We start from the raw sequence: 20,559 nt of genomic DNA on the forward strand, positions 1-20,559 counted from the left end.
CCCCCGGTGCTCATCACCGAGGGAGTCAAAGCGCCCAAGGTCAACGCAAGCACACTGGTGCTCAGCTTTAGCGACACGGGCAACCTGGATGCGGACCTGGCCCACAAGCCGGCGAACGGCGCCTTTACGGTGCTTGTCAATGACGTCGCGAACGCCGTCACCAACGTCACCGTCGATGGTCAGGCCAAAACCGTCACGCTCACGCTGACCACGGCAGTCACCCCCGGCCAGACGGTCACCGTCGCCTACGCCGACCCCACGACCGGCAACGACGCCAACGCCATACAGGACGCCGCCGGCAACGACGCGGCCAGCTTTGCTGCCACCGCGGTGGTCAATAACACGTCGGCAGCAGACACCGCTGCCCCGCAGCTGATCACCACCGGCGACTCGCGTCCCCAGGTCACTGGCAACCAACTGGTGCTTAGCTTTAGCGACACGGGCAACCTCGACGCGGACGCGACCCACAAGCCGGCGAACGGAGCCTTTACGGTGCTTGTGAATGGCGTCGCGAACGCCGTCACCAACGTCAGCGTCGAGCCCCAAGCCAAGACCGTCACGCTCACGCTGAGCACGGCGGTCACCCCCGGCCAGACGGTCACCGTCGCCTACGCCGACCCCACGACCGGCAACGACGCCAACGCCATACAGGACGCCGCAGGCAACGACGCGACCAGCTTTGCTGCTACCGCGGTGGTGAACAACACGCCGGCAGCAACAGACACCACGCCCCCGGTGATCGCCACCGCCGTGGTCACCGGCAACCAACTGGTGCTGACCTACACCGACGAGAGCAACCTGGACGCCGCGCGCACCGCAGCCGCCTCGGCCTTTGCGGTCAGCAGCGCAGGCAACGCGGCGGCCATCAGCGTGGGCAGTGTGGCCGTATCGGCCAAGACCGTGACGCTGACGCTGAGCCGCGACGTGACCAACGCGGAGACCGTGACCCTGAGCTACACCAAGCCCACGGGCGACAACGTGATACAGGACGCAGCGGGCAACGACGCAGCGAACCTCATCGGCCAAGTTGTGACCAACCGCACCCCTGCGCCCCCGTCTCCAGGGCCTGCACCCGTCGCCCCACCACCTCCATCCTCTGGTGGCGGCGGCGGCGGTGGTGGCGGCGGCGGCGGCGGATCCTCCGCACCTGCACCAAGCCCCCTCAGGGAACCGGATACGGACAGCGACGGTGTGACCGACGCCCAGGAAAACAAGGCCATCGGTCCCACGGGTGCCGCAGTTGGCGACGGCAACCGGGACAACGTCCAGGACAGCAGACAGGCCGCAGTCGCCTCGTACAGCGCCACGACAGCCAGAGGTTCCAGCACCTCGGTCACCTTGGTGGTCGATAGCAAGGAAGGCCAGGTGAACGCCGACAGCACCGCCCGCATCACCAGTCTGGCGCAAAAGGAGGTCCCGATCCAGATGTCCCGGGCGCTGGAGGCACCGATCGCGCTGACGAGTTTCAAGGCCACGCTGGGCACCGCCGCCGCCGGCAGCAGCGAGTCCTTCAGCCTGTATGCGGACCCGAAGATCGGCGCCAACGGTTACTGGATGCAGGACGGCGCCGGCACCTGGGTCAACTTGGCGAGCAGCCCTTACGGCGGCAAGATGGTGAGCGATGGCGGGCGGTTGCGGCTGGACTTTGCGATCCAGGATGGTGGCCGCTTCGACGCCGATAGCAAGGCCGACGGCGTCGTCACCGCCTCCGGCGCCGTAGCGCAGATGCCGTTGTCCATCGTCGGGCAGGCGTCCGATGTGTCGGGTGGAGGGTTCTGGTTCTGAGAGGCACCCCTTTCAAGGTGCTGGTGAGCAAGTTCCCATGAGCACCCGAGCGGTAGATCAAAGCCACGCTGGAGACCGCCGGCAACACCGAGACCTTTAGCCTGTACGGTAGGACCCGAAGATCGGCGCCAACGGCTACTGGCTGCAAGACCACAGCGGCACCTGGGTGAACTTGGCGAGCAGCCCTTACGGCGGCAAGATGGTGGACGACGGCGGGCGGCTGCGGCTGGACTTCACGATCACCGCCGGCGGACAGTTCGACGCCGACGGCGTGATCACCGCGTCCGGCGCCGCAGCGCAGATGCCGCTGTCCATCGTGGGTCAGTCGCCGGACGTGGCGCATGGCGGGCTCTGGTTCTGAGGTCCTTGGATCAGCGTCCTGCCCCGCAGTCCCGGGTCAAGACCCAGCCCATGATTCCGCTGCGGTCCCCATGGCGCAAGCCATGGGGATCACACCCCGCTTGCCGGGCTCGCGCCAGCGGGTGCTGAATGATTCCGTAGCTGTCCGTTTATTGGGGATTTTTGCCATAAAAATGGACTTGGTTACCTGACAGACATAAATTTCACTGTTTGTCACTTTATGATACGCGGCATGCGAAACCTGCCTGCCCCTGCACGCGCCTGCCAATCCAGCGGAAGGCGGGGTCGGCTGCACATGCCGAAGGCCGACCTCCTGAAGGGGCCGCTGTGCGACGAGACCACCCCCCTGCCTGATACCGGGAGGCCCCACCGCGGCGGCCTGCCCGCACCAATCCCCATAAAGCCAGGCCAAGCACCGGCTTTTCTCCGGGGCTGCGCATGAGGCAAGGCGAGCCACCCCATCTGACCCCAGGGGACAGATACCCCCGTTCCATCCAGCACCCACTCACCAAGAAAGAAATGCGATGACACACACCACAAACCTCACTGCCGCGATCACGATCAGCGACAACAAACTGAGCATTGGCGAAAGGACCACCGCCACCATCCGCTTCTCCGAAGCCATCGATGCCAGCAGTTTCACCACCGCCGACCTGACCGTGGGCGGTGGCGCGCAACTGTCCAACCTGCGCAGCACCGACGGCGGCACCACCTGGGAGGTCACGCTGACAGCCCCGGGGAATCCGGATCCCGCCATCATCAATCCCTCCACAGTGCGCAGTTCCATGGGCAATCAGATCCGTGTCAACCTCGCCGGCCTGACCAACAGAGCCGGCAACGCGGGCGTGGGCGAGGCGGTCTCCACGGTCACCTACGACATCGACGCCCGGCGCCCCATGGCCACCATCACGCTGGCCGACAGCGCACTCACCGCGGGGGAAACCACCACCGTCACCTTCACTTTCAGCGAGCCCGTCACCGGCCTTGATTCCAGCGACGTCAACCTCTCGCATGCCAACGGCACGCTGGGTCCGCTCACGCCCAACGCCAACCGCACGGCCTGGACGGCCACCTTCACGCCCACGGCCAACGTCAACGACACGACGAATACCATCAGCGTGAACCTGCGCGGCGTCTCGGACCTGGCGGGCAACGCCGGAGCGCGCACCACCACCAGCGCCAACTACACCGTGGACACGCGCAACACCACCGGCCCCACGGCCACCATCACGCTGGCCGACAGCACGCTCACCGTGGGCGAGGCCAGCACCACCGTCACCTTCCGTTTCAGCAAGCCCGTCAACGGTTTTGACACCAGCGACATCGTGTACACCAGCGGCACGCTGACAACGCCCACGGCCAACGCCGAGCGCACGGTCTGGACGGCCACCTTCACGCCCTTGGCCGACATCACCGTCCTGACGAATACCATCCACGTGAACCTCGCCGGCGTGACCGACGACGCAGGCAACGCCGGTACCGGCAGGGCCACCAGCGCCAACTACTCCGTGGACAAAATACGCCCCACCGCAACGAGCGTCACGCTGGCCGACCGCGTGCTCACCGCGGGCGAGAGCACCACCGTCACCTTCAGCTTCAGCGAGCCCGTGAACGGCTTTGACGCCCGCGACATCGTGTGCAGCAACGGCACGCTGAGCACGCCCACGCCCATGGCCCACACCGAGCGCACGGTCTGGACGGCCACCTTCACGCCCACGGCCAACGTCAACGCCGGGGCGAATACCATCCGCGTGAACGCCACCGGTCTGACCGACGACGCGGGCAACGCCGGTACCGGCAGTGTCACCAGCGCCAACTACACCGTCGATACCCGCGACACCACCGGCCCCACGGTCACCATCACGCTGGCCGACAGCGCGCTCACCGCGGGGGAAACCACCACCATCACCTTCCGCTTCAACGAGCCCGTGAACGACTTTTATGCCAGCGACGTCGCGTACACCAATGGCATGCTGACAACGCCCAGGGCCAACACCGAGCGCACGGTCTGGACATCCACCTTCACGCCCAGAGCCAACGCCAACGCCCCGATAAATACCATCCGCGTACTCCTCACCGGGGTGATCGACGACGCAGGCAACGCCGGTACCGGCATCGCCTCCAGCGCCAACTACTCCGTGAACACCATCGGCCCCACGGCCGCCATCACGCTGGCCGACAGCGCGTTCACCGCGGGTGAAACCACCACCGTCACCTTCCGCTTCAGCGAGCCCGTCAGCGGCTTTGATGCCAGCGACATCAACCTCTCGAATGCCAACGGCAGCTTGGGCCCGCTCACGCCCAACGCCAACCGCATGATCTGGACGGCCACCTATACGCCCACGGCCAACGTCAGCGCCGGGGCGAATACCATCCGCGTCAACCTCGCCGGCGTGCGCGACGACGCGGGCAATGCCGGGACCGGCAATGCCTCCAGCGCCTACTACTCCGTGGACACCGTGCGGCCCACGGTCACCATCACGCTGGCCGACAGCGTGCTCACCGTAGGCGAAACCACCACCGTCACCTTCCGTTTCAACGGGCCCGTCAACGACTTTGACACCGACGACATCGTGTACACCAACGGCACGCTGACAATGCCCGTGGCCAACGCCGAGCGCACGGTCTGGACGGCCACCTATACGCCTGCGGAGGACATCAGCGCCCGGGTGAACACCATCCGCGTGAACCTCGCCGGCGTGACCAACGACGCGGGCAACGCCGGGACCGGCAGCGCCAGCAGCGCCAACTACTCCGTGGACAACACGCGCCCCACGGTCTTCATCACGCTGGCCGACAGCGCGCTCACTGCGGGCGAAACCACCACCGTCACCTTCCGCTTCAACGAGCCCGTCAACGGCCTGGACACCAGCGACATCGTGTGCCCCAACGGCAGGCTGAGCACGCCCGTGGCGAACGCCGAGCGCACGCTCTGGACAGCGACCCTCACGCCCAACGCCCACGCCAACGCCCGGACGAACGCCATCCGCGTGGACCTCACCGGCGTGCGCGACGACGCGGGCAACGCCGGGACCGGCAGGGCCAGCAGCACCAACTACAGCGTGCACACCACGCGCCCCACGGCCACCATTACGCTGGCCGACAGCACGCTCACCGCGGGCGAGAGCACGACCGTCCGCTTCATCTTCAACGAGCCCGTCAACGGCTTGGACGCCAGCGACATCGTGTGCCCCAACGGCAGGCTGAGCCCGCCCACGGCGAACGCCGAGCGCACGCTCTGGACGGCGACCCTCACGCCCAACGCGGGCGCCAATGCTGCGACGAATACCATCCGCGTGGACCTTGCCGGCGTGACCAACGACACGGGCAACGCCGGGACCGGCCGCGCCAGCAGCGACAACTACTCCGTCGATACCGTGCGGCCCACGGCGACCATTACGCTGGCCGACAACGCGCTCACCGTGGACGAAACCACCACCGTCAGCTTCCGCTTCAACGAGCCCGTCACCGGCTTGGACGCCAGCGACGTCGTGCTCACTGAAGCCAACGGCACGCTGGGCACGCTCACGCACAACGGCGAGCGCACGGTCTGGACAGCCACCTTCACGCCCACGGCCAACGTCAGCGTCCTGGCGAATACCATCCGCGTGAACCTCAGCGGCGTGTCCGACGACGCGGGCAACGCCGGGACCGGCAGGGCCAGCAGCACCAACTACAGCGTGCACACCACGCGCCCCACAGTCACCATTGCGCTGGCCGACAGCACGCTCACCGCGGGCGAGAGCACGACCGTCCGCTTCATCTTCAACGAGCCCGTCAACGGCTTGGACGCCAGCGACATCGTGTGCCCCAACGGCAGGCTGAGCCCGCCCACGGCGAACGCCGAGCGCACGCTCTGGACGGCGACCCTCACGCCCAACGCGGGCGCCAATGCTGCGACAAATACCATCCGCGTGGACCTTGCCGGCGTGACCAACGACACGGGCAACGCCGGCACCGGCAGCGCCAGCAGCGCCAACTACTCCGTGGACACCGTGCGCCCCACGGCGACCATCACGCTGGCCGACAGCGCGCTCACCGTGGACGAAACCACGACCGTCAGCTTCCGCTTCAACAAGCCCGTCAACGGCTTTGACACCGACGACATCGTGTACACCAACGGCACGCTGACAACGCCCACGGCCAACGCCGCGCGCACGGTCTGGACGGCCACCTATACGCCTGCGGAGGACATCAGCGCCCGGGTGAACACCATCCGCGTGAACCTCGCCGGCGTGACCGACGACGCGGGCAACACCGGGACCGGCAGCGCCATCAGCGCCAACTACTCCGTGGACAACACGCGCCCCACCGCGACGAGCATCACGCTGGCCGACAGCGCGCTCACCGCGGGCGAAACCACCACCGTCAGCTTCCGCTTCAACGAGCCCGTCAACGGCTTGGACACCAGCGACATCGTGTGCCCCAACGGCAGGCTGAGCACGCCCGTGGCGAACGCCGAGCGCACGCTCTGGACAGCGACCCTCACGCCCAACGCCCACGCCAACGCCCGGACGAACGCCATCCGCGTGGACCTCACCGGCGTGCGCGACGACGCGGGCAACGCCGGGACCGGCAGGGCCAGCAGCACCAACTACAGCGTGCACACCACGCGCCCCACAGTCACCATTGCGCTGGCCGACAGCACGCTCACCGCGGGCGAGAGCACGACCGTCCGCTTCATCTTCAACGAGCCCGTCAACGGCTTGGACGCCAGCGACATCGTGTGCCCCAACGGCAGGCTGAGCCCGCCCACGGCGAACGCCGAGCGCACGCTCTGGACGGCGACCCTCACGCCCAACGCGGGCGCCAATGCTGCGACGAATACCATCCGCGTGGACCTTGCCGGCGTGACCAACGACACGGGCAACGCCGGGACCGGCCGCGCCAGCAGCGACAACTACTCCGTCGATACCGTGCGGCCCACGGCGACCATTACGCTGGCCGACAACGCGCTCACCGTGGACGAAACCACCACCGTCAGCTTCCGCTTCAACGAGCCCGTCACCGGCTTGGACGCCAGCGACGTCGTGCTCACTGAAGCCAACGGCACGCTGGGCACGCTCACGCACAACGGCGAGCGCACGGTCTGGACAGCCACCTTCACGCCCACGGCCAACGTCAGCACCCCGACGAATACCATCCGTGTGAACCTCAGCGGCGTGTCCGACGACGCGGGCAACGCCGGGACCGGCAGCGCCAGCAGCACCAACTACTCCGTCGATACCGTGCGGCCCACTGCCACCATCACGCTGGCCGACAGCGCGCTCACCGCGGACGAAACCACCACCGTCAGCTTCCGCTTCAACGAGCCCGTCACCGACTTTGATGCCAGCGACATCGACCTCTCGAATGCCAACGGCACCTTGGGTCCGCTCACGCCCAACGCCAACCGCATGGCCTGGACGGCCACCTATACGCCCACGGCCAACGTCAGCGCCGGGGCGAATACCATCCGCGTCAACCTCGCCGGTGTGCGCGACGATGCGGGCAACGCCGGTAGCAGCAGCGTCACCAGCGCCAACTACTCCGTAGACACCGTGCGCCCCTGGAACGGCTTTGATGCCAGCGACATCGACCTCTGGGATGCCAGCCTCTGGGATGCCAACGACATCGACCTCTCGGATGCCAACGGCACGTTGGGCCCGCTCACGCCCAACGCCGACCGCACGGTCTGGACAGCCACCTTGACGCCCACAGCCAATGTCTACGCTCCGACGAATGCGATCCGCGTAAACCTCGCCGGGGTGACCGACGACGCGGGCACCGCCGGTACCGGCAGCGCCACCAGCGAAAACTACTACGTGAACACCGTGCGGCCCACCATGGCAAGCATCACGCTGGCCGACAGCACGCTCACCGCGGGCGAAACCACCACCGTCACCTTCCGCTTCAGCGAGCCCGTCAGCGACTTTTACGCCACCAGCATCGTGTGCAGCAACGGCACGCTGAGCCCGCCCATGGCCAGAGACAGCGGCAGCGGCAGCACGGTCTGGACAGCCACCTTCACGCCTACGGCCAATGTCTACGCCCCGACAAATGCCATCCGCGTGAACCTTGCCGGCGTGGCCAGCGACGTCGACAACACTGGTACCGAAACCGCCACCAGCGCCAACTACTCCGTGGACACCCGGCCTGCCAACACCACAGGCCCGACCGCCACGATCACACTGGCCGACACCAGCCTGACCGTGGGGGAAAGCACCACCATCACCTTTGCCTTTAGCGAGCCCGTCACCGGCTTCACACGCGATGACATCGTGCTCACCGATGCCAATGGCGCACTCGACGAACCCACGACCCATGACAACGGCAGAACCTGGACCGCCGCCTTCACGCCCACGGCCAACGTCGAGAACAGCAGCAACACCATTGGCGTAAACCTTGCCGGCGTAACCAACGCCGCAGGCCGCGCCGGCACCGGCCACGCAAATAGCACCAACTACCAGATCGATACCCGGGCCCCGGTGGTGGTCAGTGCCTCAGTAGACAACGAATGGCTGGATCTCTACCACACCGAAGGGACCTACCTGGACGAGACCCATATCCCGCCCGCCACGGCCTTTGCGGTGCGCGTCGATAACGTGCTCACCGCCGTCACCGCCGTCCGGGTGGACTCGTGGATCGAGAACTATGTCGTCCGCTTGATGCTGGCCACCCCTGTCGCCAACGACCAGCAAGTCACCATCGCCTACACCGACCCCACGACCGGCAACGATGCCAACGCCATACAGGACGCGGCCGGCAACGACGCGGCCAGTTTCTCGGCCATGGCGGTGGAGAACAACACACGCGCGCCACAGAGCCAGGCCCGCTCAGCTCCGTTGACCCCCTCAACCCCGGCAGACCCAACGAACAAAAACACCCAGGACGACACGGACAGCGACGACATTCCCAACAACGCCAAAGACCAGCTCCCCCACACCCCCAGCCCCGCTGATGCAGCCCCCGCGACCGGCAACAGCAACGACATCCCGGACAGCACACAGGCGGCAGTGCGTTCAACCAGCATCGTGCTCAGCAGCAGCCCCACCGGAGCAAGCCAGCCAGCAGACACAGCCAGCAACACCCCCGTGACCCTGGTAGCCGGCAGCCAGACCCCGAACAGCAGCAGCGCCCACATTACCCGCCTGGAGCAAGAGGACGCCCCCGCCCCATTGCCCCAGGGAATGGAGACACCCCTCGGACTGCTCAGCTTCGAGGCAACACTGGCCACGGGCCGCAGCAGCGAGAAGTTCAGCCTGTATCTGGACCCGACGCTGGGCGTGAACGGCTACTGGGTCAGGGACAGCGCCGGCAACTGGGTCAATCTGAGCAGCGCGCCTTACGACGGCAAGATGGCAAACGAAGGCGGGCGGCTGCGGCTGGACTTCGAGATCAGCGATGGCGGGCAGTTCGACGCCGACGGCCGGGTCAACGGCATCATCACCGCGCCCGGCGCCGCAGCGCAGATGTCCTTGTCCCTCGTGGGGCAGGCGCCGGACACGGCGGGCGGCCTCTGGTTCTGACGGGGCAGCGCGGAGCCTGGACAGCGGCGGCCCAAGCCTGTCCGCCCCGGCGAACGGCTTGAACCCGAAGGGCTCCCGGGTTGGCGCCGCATTCGCCTGCATGCTGTGGGGACATGCTCGCCTGCGCGAGTCGGCCGCGTTCCGGCATGCAGGCCAGCCCCCCCCCCCCCCCTGCCCCAAGCCCCCGGACCCCGGACGCCAAACGATCCCGATCGAGCAAGCGGCAAGCCAGCCATCCTCCGCGCCCCGCCCCCGACTGGCTGCAAGACCACAGCGGCACCTGGCCCAAGTTTGTCACTTGCCTCCTTCAACCCCAATAAAATCAACAACTTAGAGTGATTCCCCGGCGTGTATGGCACTACATTTTGTAGTTGCCTACCCGGTAATGAGCCAACGCAAGCGGCCGGTTCAGACGAGCACGCGATGGGTGCGGCCGGGATTGGGGTCCAGCTTGAGGATGGTGCTCAGCGTTTGATGCCCCGGTTGTGGGCGCGTGGCTTTGCGCACATGCACGGTGCGGCCATCGCGCCGCTGCATGGTGACGGTGACCCGGCGCTGCGTGGACAGTGTCTGGCGCAGCGTATTCCAGCTATCGCTGACCCCCTGGGCCTTCAGTTGCGAGCGCAGCATGTGCACGAAGTGATACGCCAGCACGCTGATGAACAAATGCCCTTCGACGCGGCGATCGATCCGGTGGAATACCGGGCGCAGGCCCAGGTCGGTCTTGAGTGATCGAAACACCGATTCCAGTTCGGTGAGCATGGTATAGGTGCGCCACAGCGCAGCGTTGTCCTGCTCGACCAAGGTGGTACGCAGGCAGTACACGCCAGGGTGCGCAGCCGCGCTACCGGACTTGGTGCGTTTGTCCCAAGTGATGGCGGTGATGCGCTGGTCCTCGGGATCGGTGGTGACGCTGATCGCGTAGTGTTGCGCAGCACGCGCGAAGCGTTGTTTGAGGCGGCCCAAGCGCTGCATGATGGTGGCTGCATCCTGACGTCCTTTGGGCTTGCTCAGGCTGGCGTGCAGTCTGGCCAGCGCGGCCTCCAGGCCGCTGGCCTTGGCCTCGTCGATGGCGCGATCCTTTTGTTCGCGTGCGGGCGAATGGCAGTACAGCAGCACATGGCCTTGGGCGTCCAGCACGCGCTGTAGCTTGATCGTCACGCCGCCGGCCGATTGCACCTCGGTGGCCAGCGCCGGATCGAACTGACGCCGGCGCAGTTTGGAGACGACCACGTAGTGGTAGCCCTGATCGCGTAGCCATCGCAGGTTGGCCTCGGTGGAGATGCCCGCGTCCATCACCGCCGTGGCACGTGGGGCCGCGTCCAGGCCGGTGAGCATGTCCTTGAGGGTGCTCGGCTCGCTGGCATTGCCGGCGAAGAACTGCACGCGCCGCACGAACCCGCTGGCGTCCCAGTGTCACCAGCGGGCAGTCGCTGCGGCGCTCCTTGCTGCGGCCGCGTTTGGCTTTGTTTACCGCAGCAGCCCCGCCCTCGAAGTAGGTGTTGGTCAGGTCGTACAGCGTGATCGTCTGGCCCAGGCCGAACATCGCGCGGGCACGACCGAACAGGTGCTCCTGCAAGGCCTCGCGGTGCTTGTACAGCGCGTCCGAGGCGCGGTACAAACGGTTCAAGTCCATCGCCTGGAAGTCAAATTCGAGCAACTCACCCAGCGCCGATTGGTCCTTCAACCAAGCGTGCGTTGCCAGTTCGCTGCACGGCAGGGCCATGCGCGCGACGACGTTGCCAACAGCCGCAGCGATCTGCGGACGGTTCAGGCCCAACTGTGCGAGCTTGTCCTCAAAACCGCATTGGCGCATCGCCGACAGCGCAGCGTGCTCGACGCCCACGCTGCGCGGGTTGACCAATTCGAGCGAGTCCAGATCCACCTCTTGGTAGCGATCGACGGCGTCAGTCTCAAAGGGCGACTTGCTGGTCGGCAGGGCAGCAGTAGCCGGGGCATCGGACAGCGCGGAGCAAGCCAAGTCCAGGTTGGGCGTGCGCGCAATGATCTGGGCAGCAAAGCGTTGCGCCAAGGTCTGCACCTGCTCGGGCAGGGACGCATCGGGCATGGAACATTGCCCGTGCAACAGCTCGTCGATGCGCTTGGCTAACGCGGGCCAATGCGCTTGGGGCAGGTCCAGGTGGCTGCCCAAGTTGAGCAAGGTGCTTTGCTTGATGACATGACCGACGCGGGCGCTGTGCACCAGGCGGTGGGTGACGTAGGGTTCGCCCGAGACACGATTACGAGTCTGGGTGCGGCGAATAAACATGCCCGTGATGATGCACGAAAAATCGGGAGATTTGTTTATTGTTACAAAATTATGGCACTACATTTTGCTTTCGAGAAAAAGTCTAATGATATCAATGGCTTACGTGCGTCGGAGAGGGGAAATCAGCGAAAAGTTGACAAACTTGGGCTGGGTGAACCTGGCGAGCAGCCCTTACGGCGGCAAGATGGTGGACAAAGGCGGGCGGCTGCGGCTGGACTTCCCGATCACCGACGGCGGCCAGTTCGACGCCGACGGCGTGATCACCGCGCCCGGCGCCGCAGCGCAGATGCCGCTGTCCATCGTGGATCAGGCACCGGACGTGGCGCACGACGGGTTCTGGTTCTGAGGCCCACCCCTTTCAAGGTGTTGGTGAGCAAGTTCCCATGAGCACCCGAGCGGTAGAGACATGAGATCGAGCAATGGCGGCATCAACGTAGCCTTTGGGCTTGTTGATCTTGGGACCGCGCTTGGCGGTGCTGACGGTGCGTGGATTGAGATGGCTGGCCAGTTCCAGCAAACGTTGAGCGATGCGCAGGGGTTCAGCGCATGACCATGCTGTCCAATGCGCAGTTGGTAACGCGATCAACATGCCTTCGTAGCTGCTGCGCAGATTGACCGCCAAGTGGTACATCGACACATCCAAGGCGGGCTTGCTGTCATCGCGATGCGCCTGTTCCACACTGCGTTTGAGTACCGACAGAACGTTGTAGGCCAGCACCGCCACCGCCACCGCAACGGCGCCAGGCGCTTCTCGCTGGCCGGCAGGTGATTACCATTGAGCACACGCAAACGCCAGCCTGGCAAGCTGGGCTCGATTCCCATCGCTTGCACCACCGGCTGCAAGCGTTCGCCACTGCCGTGCACCAGGGCACGCACAATGGCCGGCTCGGTGCGCTTGACCTTGTCGTACAGCGCGGCCAGCGACACCGGCAGATTGCCCGCTTGTTTGGCCGCCGCATGCAGCGATGGGCGCAAACCCAGCGTCACCATTTCCACCACCGTGGAAAACAGCAACTCTCTGGGGTACTGGCGTTGCCGGCTTGCCTCGAACACTTCATCGACCCAGCCCGGATCGATCGCCCGCTCCAGCGCCACACGGGCCATCACACTGATCGGTGCTTGCCTCTCGAATCGCTTCAGTACCTCTTGCAGCATCGCTTGCCCCATGTGGTGTTCAGGGGATATGAGCTTAGCGGAATCGGTTTCCAAGACCTTGAAAGGGGTGGTTCTGAGAGGCCAGTTCCCCGGGCCAATCTCCCCCTCAGGAAGGGTCATGGGACCTTCCTGGCATGGGGGAGATGCCCGCCAGCGCTTGCCGCTGGCGCGCTACCGAAGCGCAACCGATTTGCCGCGCCCATTGCGCCAAGGCTGAAATCTGGGTCACAATTGCGACTTGAGTCACAATTGCAAACGTGTGAGTCGGTGCAGGTGCCGTCGATCAACGATCTGCCGGGCAAGCCCGGCGGCTCTTTCCAACCCGTCTACCCGCGCTGGCCCGCACACCGCTCAGTAATCTTTCGTTACCCGGGGTGCTTTCCAAGCTGAGCATGAAAAGTTGGATGGGGCCGTAGAGCACCAGCGAATCGGGACGGGCCACTTGTGCCGTCCGTCAAGCCCCCGCCATTCACCATCAAAGGAAGACTATGCCTGACAACACGACACCCATGCCGCCCATGGTCAATTGGTTCGAGAGCACGATCCGTACCGACATTACCGAGCCGCATAGCCACGTCGAACTCGGAATCGACCATTCAGCAACAGCCGCTGTCACCCTCAAATTCTTCCAGCCCGTGAAGGGCTTTGGCGCCCGCAACGTCGTGCTGAAAGATGGCATTGGCGCGGTGTCCACCCCGACCGCCGTGAATCCCGACGCCAACGGCTACAGCGACACCTGGACATTCACCATATCGACGACGGAGGGCCCCTACGACCTCATCGGAGCCCCCCTCAAGGTGAAACTCTCCGGCGTAACCAACCAAGGGGGCATCGAGGGGAGCAACAACCCGGAGAATACCGGCCTGACCTATTCCATGGATCTCACCCGGCCCACGGTGACCGATGCCACGGTGACCGGCAACCAACTGGTGCTTGTCTGGAACGAAGTGCTGGCGGGCAGAAGTACCCCCCAGGCCAACACGGCCTTCAGGGTGCTCGTCGATGGCACGGCCCAGGACGTCAGCGCAGTCGCCGTGAATGCCATGGCCATGACCGTCACGCTGACGCTGAGCACCCCGGTATCCCCCGGGCAGGTGGTGAAAGTCAGCTACACCGACCCCTTGGCCCATGGCGCAAGCACCGGCGTCATACGGGACCATATGGGCAACGGCGCCAACAGCTTTACGGAAATGGCGGTGACCCACAGCGCGCCAGCGGCAGCAGCACACACCACGCCCCCGGTGGACAGCAGCGAGCTCGACGCCGTGGTCACGCTGGCCGACAGCGCGCTCACCGTGGGCGAGACCACCACCGTTACCTTCACCTTCAACAAGCCCGTCAACGGCTTTGACGCCAGAGACATCTCGTGCCGCAACGGCACGCTGAGCGCGCCCGTGGCCAATGCCGAGCGCACGGTCTGGACGGCGACCCTCACGCCCACGGCCAACGTCAATGCCCCGTCGAATGTGATCCACGCAGACCTCGCCGGGGTGACCGACGACGCGGGCAAGGCCGGCGAGGGGGAAGCCAACAGCGCCAACTACTCCGTGGACACCCGGCCCGCAGCAGATACCACGCCCCCGGTGGACAGCAGCGAGCTCGACGCCGAGATCACGCTGGCCGACAGCGCGCTCACCGTGGGCGAGGTCACCACCGTCACCTTCACCTTCAACAAGCCCGTCAACGGCTTTGACGCCAGAGACATCTCGTGCCGTAACAGCACACTGAGCGCGCCCGTGGCCAATGCCGAGCGCACGGTCTGGACGGCGACCCTCACGCCCACGGCCAACGTCAACGCCCCGTGGAATGCCGTCCACGCAGACCTCACCGGGGTGACCGACGACGCGGGCAACGCCGGCGAGGGGGAAGCCACCAGCGCCAACTACTCCGTGGACACCCGGCCCGCAGCAGGTGCCGCGCCCCAGGTGGACAGCAGCGAGCTCGACGTCAATATCACGATCGCCGACAGCGCGCTCACCGCGGGCGAGACCACCATCGTCACCTTCACCTTCAACAAGCCCGTCAACGGCTTTGACGCCAGAGACATCGGCTGCACCAACGGCACACTGAGCCTGCCAACGGCGAACGCCGAGCGCACGGTCTGGACGGCGACCCTCACGCCCACGGCCAACGTCAGCGCCCCGTCGAATACCATCCACGCAGACCTCACCGGGGTGACCGACGACGCGGGCAAGGCCGGCGAGGGGGAAGTCAGCAGCGCCAACTACTCCGTGGACACCCGGCCCGCAGCAGGTGCCGCGCCCCAGGTGGATAGCAGCGAGCTCGACGTCCATATCACGCTGGCCGACAGCGCGCTCACCGTGGGCGAGACCACCATCGTCACCTTCACCTTCAACAAGCCCGTCAACGGCTTTGACGCCAGAGACATCGGGTGCCGCAACGGCACACTGAGCGCGCCCGTGGCCAATGCCGAGCGCACGGTCTGGACGGCGACCCTCACGCCTACGGCCAACGTCAATGCCCCGTCGAATGTCATCCACGCAGACCTCACCGGAGTGACCGACGACGCGGGCAACGCCGGCGAGTGGGAAGTCAGCAGCGCCAACTACTCCGTGGACACCCGGCCCGCAGCAGGTGCCGCGCCCCAGGTGGACAGCAGCGAGCTCGACGTCCATATCACGCTGGCCGACAGCGCGCTCACCGCGGGCGAGACCACCATCGTTACCTTCACCTTCAACAAGCCCGTCAACGGCTTTGACGCCAGAGACATCGGCTGCACCAACGGCACACTGAGCGCGCCCACCGCGAACGCCGAGCGCACGGTCTGGACGGCGACCCTCACGCCCACGGCCAACGTCAACGCCCCGACGAATACCATCCACGCAGACCTCACCGGGGTGACCGACGACGCGGGCAAGGCCGGTGAGTGGGAAGTCAGCAGCGCCAACTACACCGTGGACACCCGGCCCGCAGCAGGTGCCGCGCCCCAGGTGGACAGCAGCGAGCTCGACGCCGAGATCACGCTGGCCGACAGCGTGCTCACTGTGGGCGAGACCACAACAGTCACTGTCACCTTCAACAAGCCCGTCAACGGCTTTGACGCCAGAGACATCGCGTGTACCAACGGTACGCTGAGCGCACCCACGGCGAACGCCGAGCGCACGGTCTGGACGGCCACCCTCACGCCCACGGCCAACGTCAACGCCCCGACGAATGTCATCCACGCAGACCTCACCGGAGTGACCGACGACGCGGGCAACGCCGGCGAGTGGGAAGTCAGCAGCGCCAACTACTCCGTGGACACCCGGCCCGCAGCAGGTGCCGCGCCCCCGGTGGACAGCAGCGAGCTCGACGCCGAGATCACGCTGGCCGACAGCGCGCTCACCGTGGGCGAGACCACAACAGTCACCTTCACCTTCAACAAGCCCGTCAACGGCTTTGACGCCAGAGACATCGCGTGCACCAACGGCACACTGAGCCTGCCAACGGCGAACGCCGAGCGCACGGTCTGGACGGCGACCCTCACGCCCACGGCCAACGTCAACGCCCCGACGAATGTCATCCACGCAGACCTCACCGGGGTGACCGACGACGCGGGCAAGGCCGGCGAGTGGGAAGTCAACAGCGCCAACTACTCCGTGGACACCCGGCCCGCAGCAGGTGCCGCGCCCCAGGTGGACAGCAGCGAGCTCGACGTCCATATCACGCTGGCCGACAGCGCGCTCACCGTGGGCGAGACCACCATCGTCACCTTCACCTTCAACAAGCCCGTCAACGGCTTTGACGCCAGAGACATCGGCTGCACCAACGGCACACTGAGCCTGCCAACGGCGAACGCCGAGCGCACGGTCTGGACGGCGACCCTCACGCCCCCGGCCAACGTCAGCGCCCCGACGAATACCATCCACGCAGACCTCACCGGAGTGACCGACGACGCGGGCAACGCCGGCGAGTGGGAAGTCAGCAGCGCCAACTACTCCGTGGACACCCGGCCCGCAGCAGGTGCCGCGCCCCAGGTGGACAGCCGCGAGCTCGACGCCGAGATCACGCTGGCCGACAGCGCGCTCACCGTGGGCGAGACCACAACAGTCACTGTCACCTTCAACAAGCCCGTCAACGGCTTTGACGCCAGAGACATCGGCTGCACCAACGGCACGCTGAGCGCGCCCGTGGCCAATGCCGAGCGCACGGTCTGGACGGCCACCCTCACGCCCACGGCCAACGTCAACGCCCCGACGAATACCATCCACGCAGACCTCACCGGGGTGACCGACGACGCGGGCAAGGCCGGTGAGTGGGAAGTCAGCAGCGCCAACTACACCGTGGACACCCGGCCCGCAGCAGACGCATCTGCACCAAGAAGCTTCAGAGCATCGGATGCGGACAACGGCGCTGCGTCCCACGCCCAGGAAAACCAGGAAACCCAGGAAAATCAGGCCCCCGACTCTGCGGCCGCTGCAACCGGCGACGGCACCCAGGAGGACCGGGTACAGGCCGCAGGCAGCAACACCCGCATCACCAGCCTGGAACACAAGGAGGCCCCGGCCCAGCTGTCCCGGGCGCTGGAGACGCCGATTGCGCTCACGGGTTTCAAGGCCACGCTGGACACCGCCGGCAGCAGCGAGACCTTCAGCCTGTACGCGGACCCGAAGAGCGGCGCCAACGGCTACTGGGTGCAGGACGGCACCGGCGCCTTGGTGAACTTGGCCAGCGCGCTTTACGGCGGCAAGGTGGTGCACGAGGACGGGCGGTCGCGGCTGGACTTTGCGATCAAGGATGGCGGGCAGTTCGACGCCGATGGCCAGGCCGACGGCGTCATCACCGCCTTCGGCGCCGCAGCGCAGATGCCGCTGTCCATCACCGGGCAGGCGTCCGATGGGTTGCGTGAAGGGTTCTGGTTCTGAAAGGCCAGTCCCCCCTCAGGAAGGGTCATGGGACCTTCCTGGCATGGGGGGTGGCGGCTGCCCGGACGGGCGTTGACCGGGGCCCGGGCCGCAGCACCAGCCACAGCGCGATGGCGATCAGTCCGCCCCCCATTGCGTGCGCTGGTGTCGCGCGCTCGCCGAGCACGAGCCAGCCCCACAGCACGCCGAACAGGGGGATCAGGAACGTGACGCTCAGCGCCTTCAGCGGTCCGACGTCGGCGATCAGCCGGAAATACAGCACGTAGGCCAGCGAGGTGCAAAGCAGGCCGAGCGCGAGCATCGAGACCCAGACGCGGGTGGGGGTGTCCTGCCATGCGAACGGGTGGACCAGCGCCTCCCGGGCCAAGAATGGCAGGAGCAGGAGCATGGCACCGATCTGGCTGCCCAGCGCGACGATGCAGCTGTCGAGGCCGCCGCGCCGGGTGATCCAGCGCTGGGTCAGAAAACCCGCGAGCCCGTAGCAGGCGGTGGCCAGCAGGCACGCCGCAAGACCCCATAGCACCGGTGCACTCGCCTCCAGAGGGCCCGCGCGCGTGAGCACGGCAACACCCGCCAAACCGATCAGGACGCCAGCGGCCTTGGCGGGCGTGATGCGCTCGCCGAACGCGGCCGCGCCGATCAGAACGCCCATCAGCGGGGTCATCGCGTTCAGGATCGCGCTATAGCCGACCGGAAGCACCTGGGCCGCGAGCGCGTACATCAGAAACGGGATGCCGGAATTGATGCATCCCAGGACGAGCGTGGCGGCAAACTTCCCCTGGAACGACAAGGGCGTGCGCAGCAGCGCGATCAGTGCGAACAGGCCGAGGGCCCCCAGGGTCTCACGACCAAACGCCGTGGGAAGCGCCCCCAGCACCGGAGCGGCGATGCGCATGAACAGAAAGCTCGCGCCCCAGAGCGCGGCGAGCAGAAGGAGGCGGGCCAAGCTGGCGAAGTCCATGGTGATCGGTCTCCTGGCATGGTTTGTTTCGGGAAGTAGCTGGCAGGGGATTCTCCCGGAGGCATACCTGGGCAGCAAACGATTTGTTTTGCACGACGATCTACCATGGCTAAATCCCACCCCTTTCAAGGTCTTGGAAACCGATTCCCTAAGCTCATGTCGAATGCATTGGCGATGCGCGATGCATCGCACCAACGGGGTTTCGGGGCGCCGTGCCGAATGGGTATTTGGCGCAGGGTGCCGTGGCAGAATCGACGATTCGAGATGGGGCGCTCGACCCTGACCACGCACCAGGCTTTCAATTGCAAGCATCAGACCGCCCCACGGGCTACATCAATGAGCTGACGTTCACAGACCGCTTCCATCGCGAGCTGTCTCCGGCATGGCTGAATTACGTCGCGATGTTGAACGGCATTCCATCGCGGGACTTCCGCCAGCCTTTCACCTATCTCGATCTCGGCTGCGGATTCGCACAATCCACCATCGTGAATGCCGCGGCTTTTCCGAATGCCGAATTCCACGCCTGCGATTTCAATCCGGCCCATATCGAGGCCGCACGGGAGCATGCCGCGCGGATGGGCGTCGGCAATGTCGTCTTTCACGCCACCCGCTTTGACGAACTGCTGGAACAGGACCTGCCCGCCTTCGACTTCATCCTGATGCATGGCATCTACAGCTGGGTCGATGCGGCGGTGCGCGATACGCTGCAACGGATCGTGGCGCGCCATCTCCGGGACGGCGGACTGGTCTACCTGAGCTACAACTGCTTGCCGGGCTGGTCGGTCGAGGCGCCGCTGCGCAAGCTCATGCTGGAGATCTCGCAGGCCACGCCCGGCGACATGGTGGCGCGGGTGCAAGGCGCCCTGCGGACCACGCGGCACATCGGGAATCCGAGCTTCCGGTATTTCCGCGACAACCCGGTGGCCGTCGATGCCGTCGAGGCCTTCTCGAAGGATCCCGTCAACTATCTCGCGCACGAGTTCTTCAACGGGACGTGGAAGGTGCATTACTCGGTGGACGTCGCGGACGACATGGCCAACGCCGGCCTGCGCTACGTCGGCAGCGCGACGCTGGCCGACAACCACCCGATGCTGGTCATGGATCGCCAAGCCGTGGAGTCCATCGCGGCCTTGCCCAATCAGCGTCTGCGGCACTTGGCGGAGGATTTCGCGGTGAATCGACGTTTCCGCCGCGACGTGTTCATGCGCGGCACGCGATCGGAGAGCGGCCGTGCACCGGGCGACGCGGTCAGGATCCTCGACGACGCGGTCATCGGCCAAGTGCCCGGCCACGATCGGCTGGGCAGCCGCGTGGCGATCCCGCGCGGCGCACTGAGCTTCCATCCGGATTTCATCGACGATCTGCGCGCGCTGCTGGCGCAAGGCCCGCTGCGCATCGGCGACCTCATCGCGCGCCTCGGACCAGCGTCGCACAACCCGATGGAGATCCGGCAGAACCTGCTTTTCCTGGTGGCTTCCGGCGCGCTGATGCCGTTCGCGCTGACGGGCGGCGAAGGGCGAGCGGCCTAGCCGGAGCGGCGCCAGCTGGGTATTTCGGCGAACGCGGCCGCGCCGATCAGAACGTCCATCAGCGGGGTCATCGCGTTCAGGACCGCGCTATCTCCCGGGGGCGATCGCCCTGAGGAAATAAAAATGC

Annotated in this window: 9 protein-coding genes and 1 pseudogene; 7 read left to right on the forward strand and 3 right to left on the reverse strand. The window is 66.0% G+C overall.

Translation table 11 applies throughout. The features are described 5' to 3' along the window. The 3 genes from D5041_RS21615 to D5041_RS21625 all read left to right on the forward strand — a co-directional run. Positions 1-1,785, forward strand: a 1,785-nt coding sequence (locus D5041_RS21615) for a SwmB domain-containing protein (RefSeq protein ID WP_265285784.1), incomplete at its 5' end; no start/stop codon positions are given. Between the two features lie 172 nt (positions 1,786-1,957). Then, positions 1,958-2,146, forward strand: coding sequence for a hypothetical protein (locus tag D5041_RS21620; protein WP_265285785.1), 189 nt, complete (start codon positions 1,958-1,960; stop codon positions 2,144-2,146). Positions 2,147-2,669: 523 nt separating this feature from the next. Beyond that, positions 2,670-9,653 carry an Ig-like domain-containing protein gene (locus D5041_RS21625; RefSeq protein ID WP_265285786.1) on the forward strand — a complete coding sequence of 2,328 codons (6,984 nt, stop codon included), beginning with the start codon at positions 2,670-2,672 and terminating at the stop codon, positions 9,651-9,653. 408 nt (positions 9,654-10,061) lie between these two features. Here D5041_RS21625 and D5041_RS21630 read toward each other — a convergent pair whose 3' ends face one another. Further along, entirely contained in the window at positions 10,062-11,039 is a 978-nt protein-coding gene (locus tag D5041_RS21630) for an IS1634 family transposase (RefSeq protein WP_265285787.1), read from the reverse strand. Here D5041_RS21630 and D5041_RS21635 point away from each other — a divergent pair. Together D5041_RS21635 and D5041_RS21640 are read left to right on the forward strand one after the other, a co-directional pair. After that, positions 10,990-11,763, forward strand: a complete 774-nt coding sequence (locus tag D5041_RS21635) for a hypothetical protein (RefSeq protein ID WP_265285788.1) — start codon at positions 10,990-10,992, stop codon at positions 11,761-11,763. The two genes, D5041_RS21630 and D5041_RS21635, sit on opposite strands and share 50 nt — an antisense overlap. A gap of 292 nt (positions 11,764-12,055) precedes the next feature. Then, the gene (locus D5041_RS21640; protein ID WP_265285789.1) at positions 12,056-12,268 is read left to right on the forward strand and encodes a hypothetical protein; all 213 of its coding nucleotides are present in this window, start codon (positions 12,056-12,058) and stop codon (positions 12,266-12,268) included. A 12-nt stretch (positions 12,269-12,280) separates the two neighbouring features. Here the strand turns inward: D5041_RS21640 and D5041_RS21645 are convergent. Next, positions 12,281-13,026 (reverse strand): annotated as a pseudogene (locus D5041_RS21645) (hypothetical protein). A gap of 539 nt (positions 13,027-13,565) precedes the next feature. Between D5041_RS21645 and D5041_RS21650 the strand changes: the two are divergent. Next, entirely contained in the window at positions 13,566-17,942 is a 4,377-nt protein-coding gene (locus D5041_RS21650; protein WP_265285790.1) for an Ig-like domain-containing protein, read from the forward strand. Positions 17,943-17,967: 25 nt separating this feature from the next. On the opposite strand, the gene D5041_RS21655 is transcribed toward D5041_RS21650, so the two are convergent. Continuing rightward, the gene (locus D5041_RS21655; protein ID WP_265283272.1) at positions 17,968-18,903 is read right to left on the reverse strand and encodes a DMT family transporter; all 936 of its coding nucleotides are present in this window, start codon (positions 18,901-18,903) and stop codon (positions 17,968-17,970) included. Positions 18,904-19,145: 242 nt separating this feature from the next. Here D5041_RS21655 and D5041_RS21660 point away from each other — a divergent pair, with 242 nt between their 5' ends. Beyond that, positions 19,146-20,432 (forward strand): class I SAM-dependent methyltransferase, encoded by a 1,287-nt coding sequence (locus D5041_RS21660; RefSeq protein WP_265285791.1) that lies wholly within the window; start codon positions 19,146-19,148, stop codon positions 20,430-20,432. The last annotated feature ends 127 nt before the right edge of the window (positions 20,433-20,559 follow it).

This window comes from Verminephrobacter aporrectodeae subsp. tuberculatae, assembly GCF_026127385.1.
Taxonomy (GTDB): domain Bacteria; phylum Pseudomonadota; class Gammaproteobacteria; order Burkholderiales; family Burkholderiaceae_C; genus Acidovorax; species Acidovorax aporrectodeae.

Bases quoted from the DNA above. Each gene is read 5' to 3' on its own strand.
- D5041_RS21625 (WP_265285786.1), top strand. From the start codon at position 2,670: ATGACACACACCACAAACCTCACTGCCGCGATCACGATCAGCGACAAC.
- D5041_RS21635 (WP_265285788.1), top strand. From the start codon at position 10,990: ATGTCCTTGAGGGTGCTCGGCTCGCTGGCATTGCCGGCGAAGAACTGC.
- D5041_RS21650 (WP_265285790.1), top strand. From the start codon at position 13,566: ATGCCTGACAACACGACACCCATGCCGCCCATGGTCAATTGGTTCGAG.
- D5041_RS21655 (WP_265283272.1), bottom strand. From the start codon at position 18,903: ATGGACTTCGCCAGCTTGGCCCGCCTCCTTCTGCTCGCCGCGCTCTGG.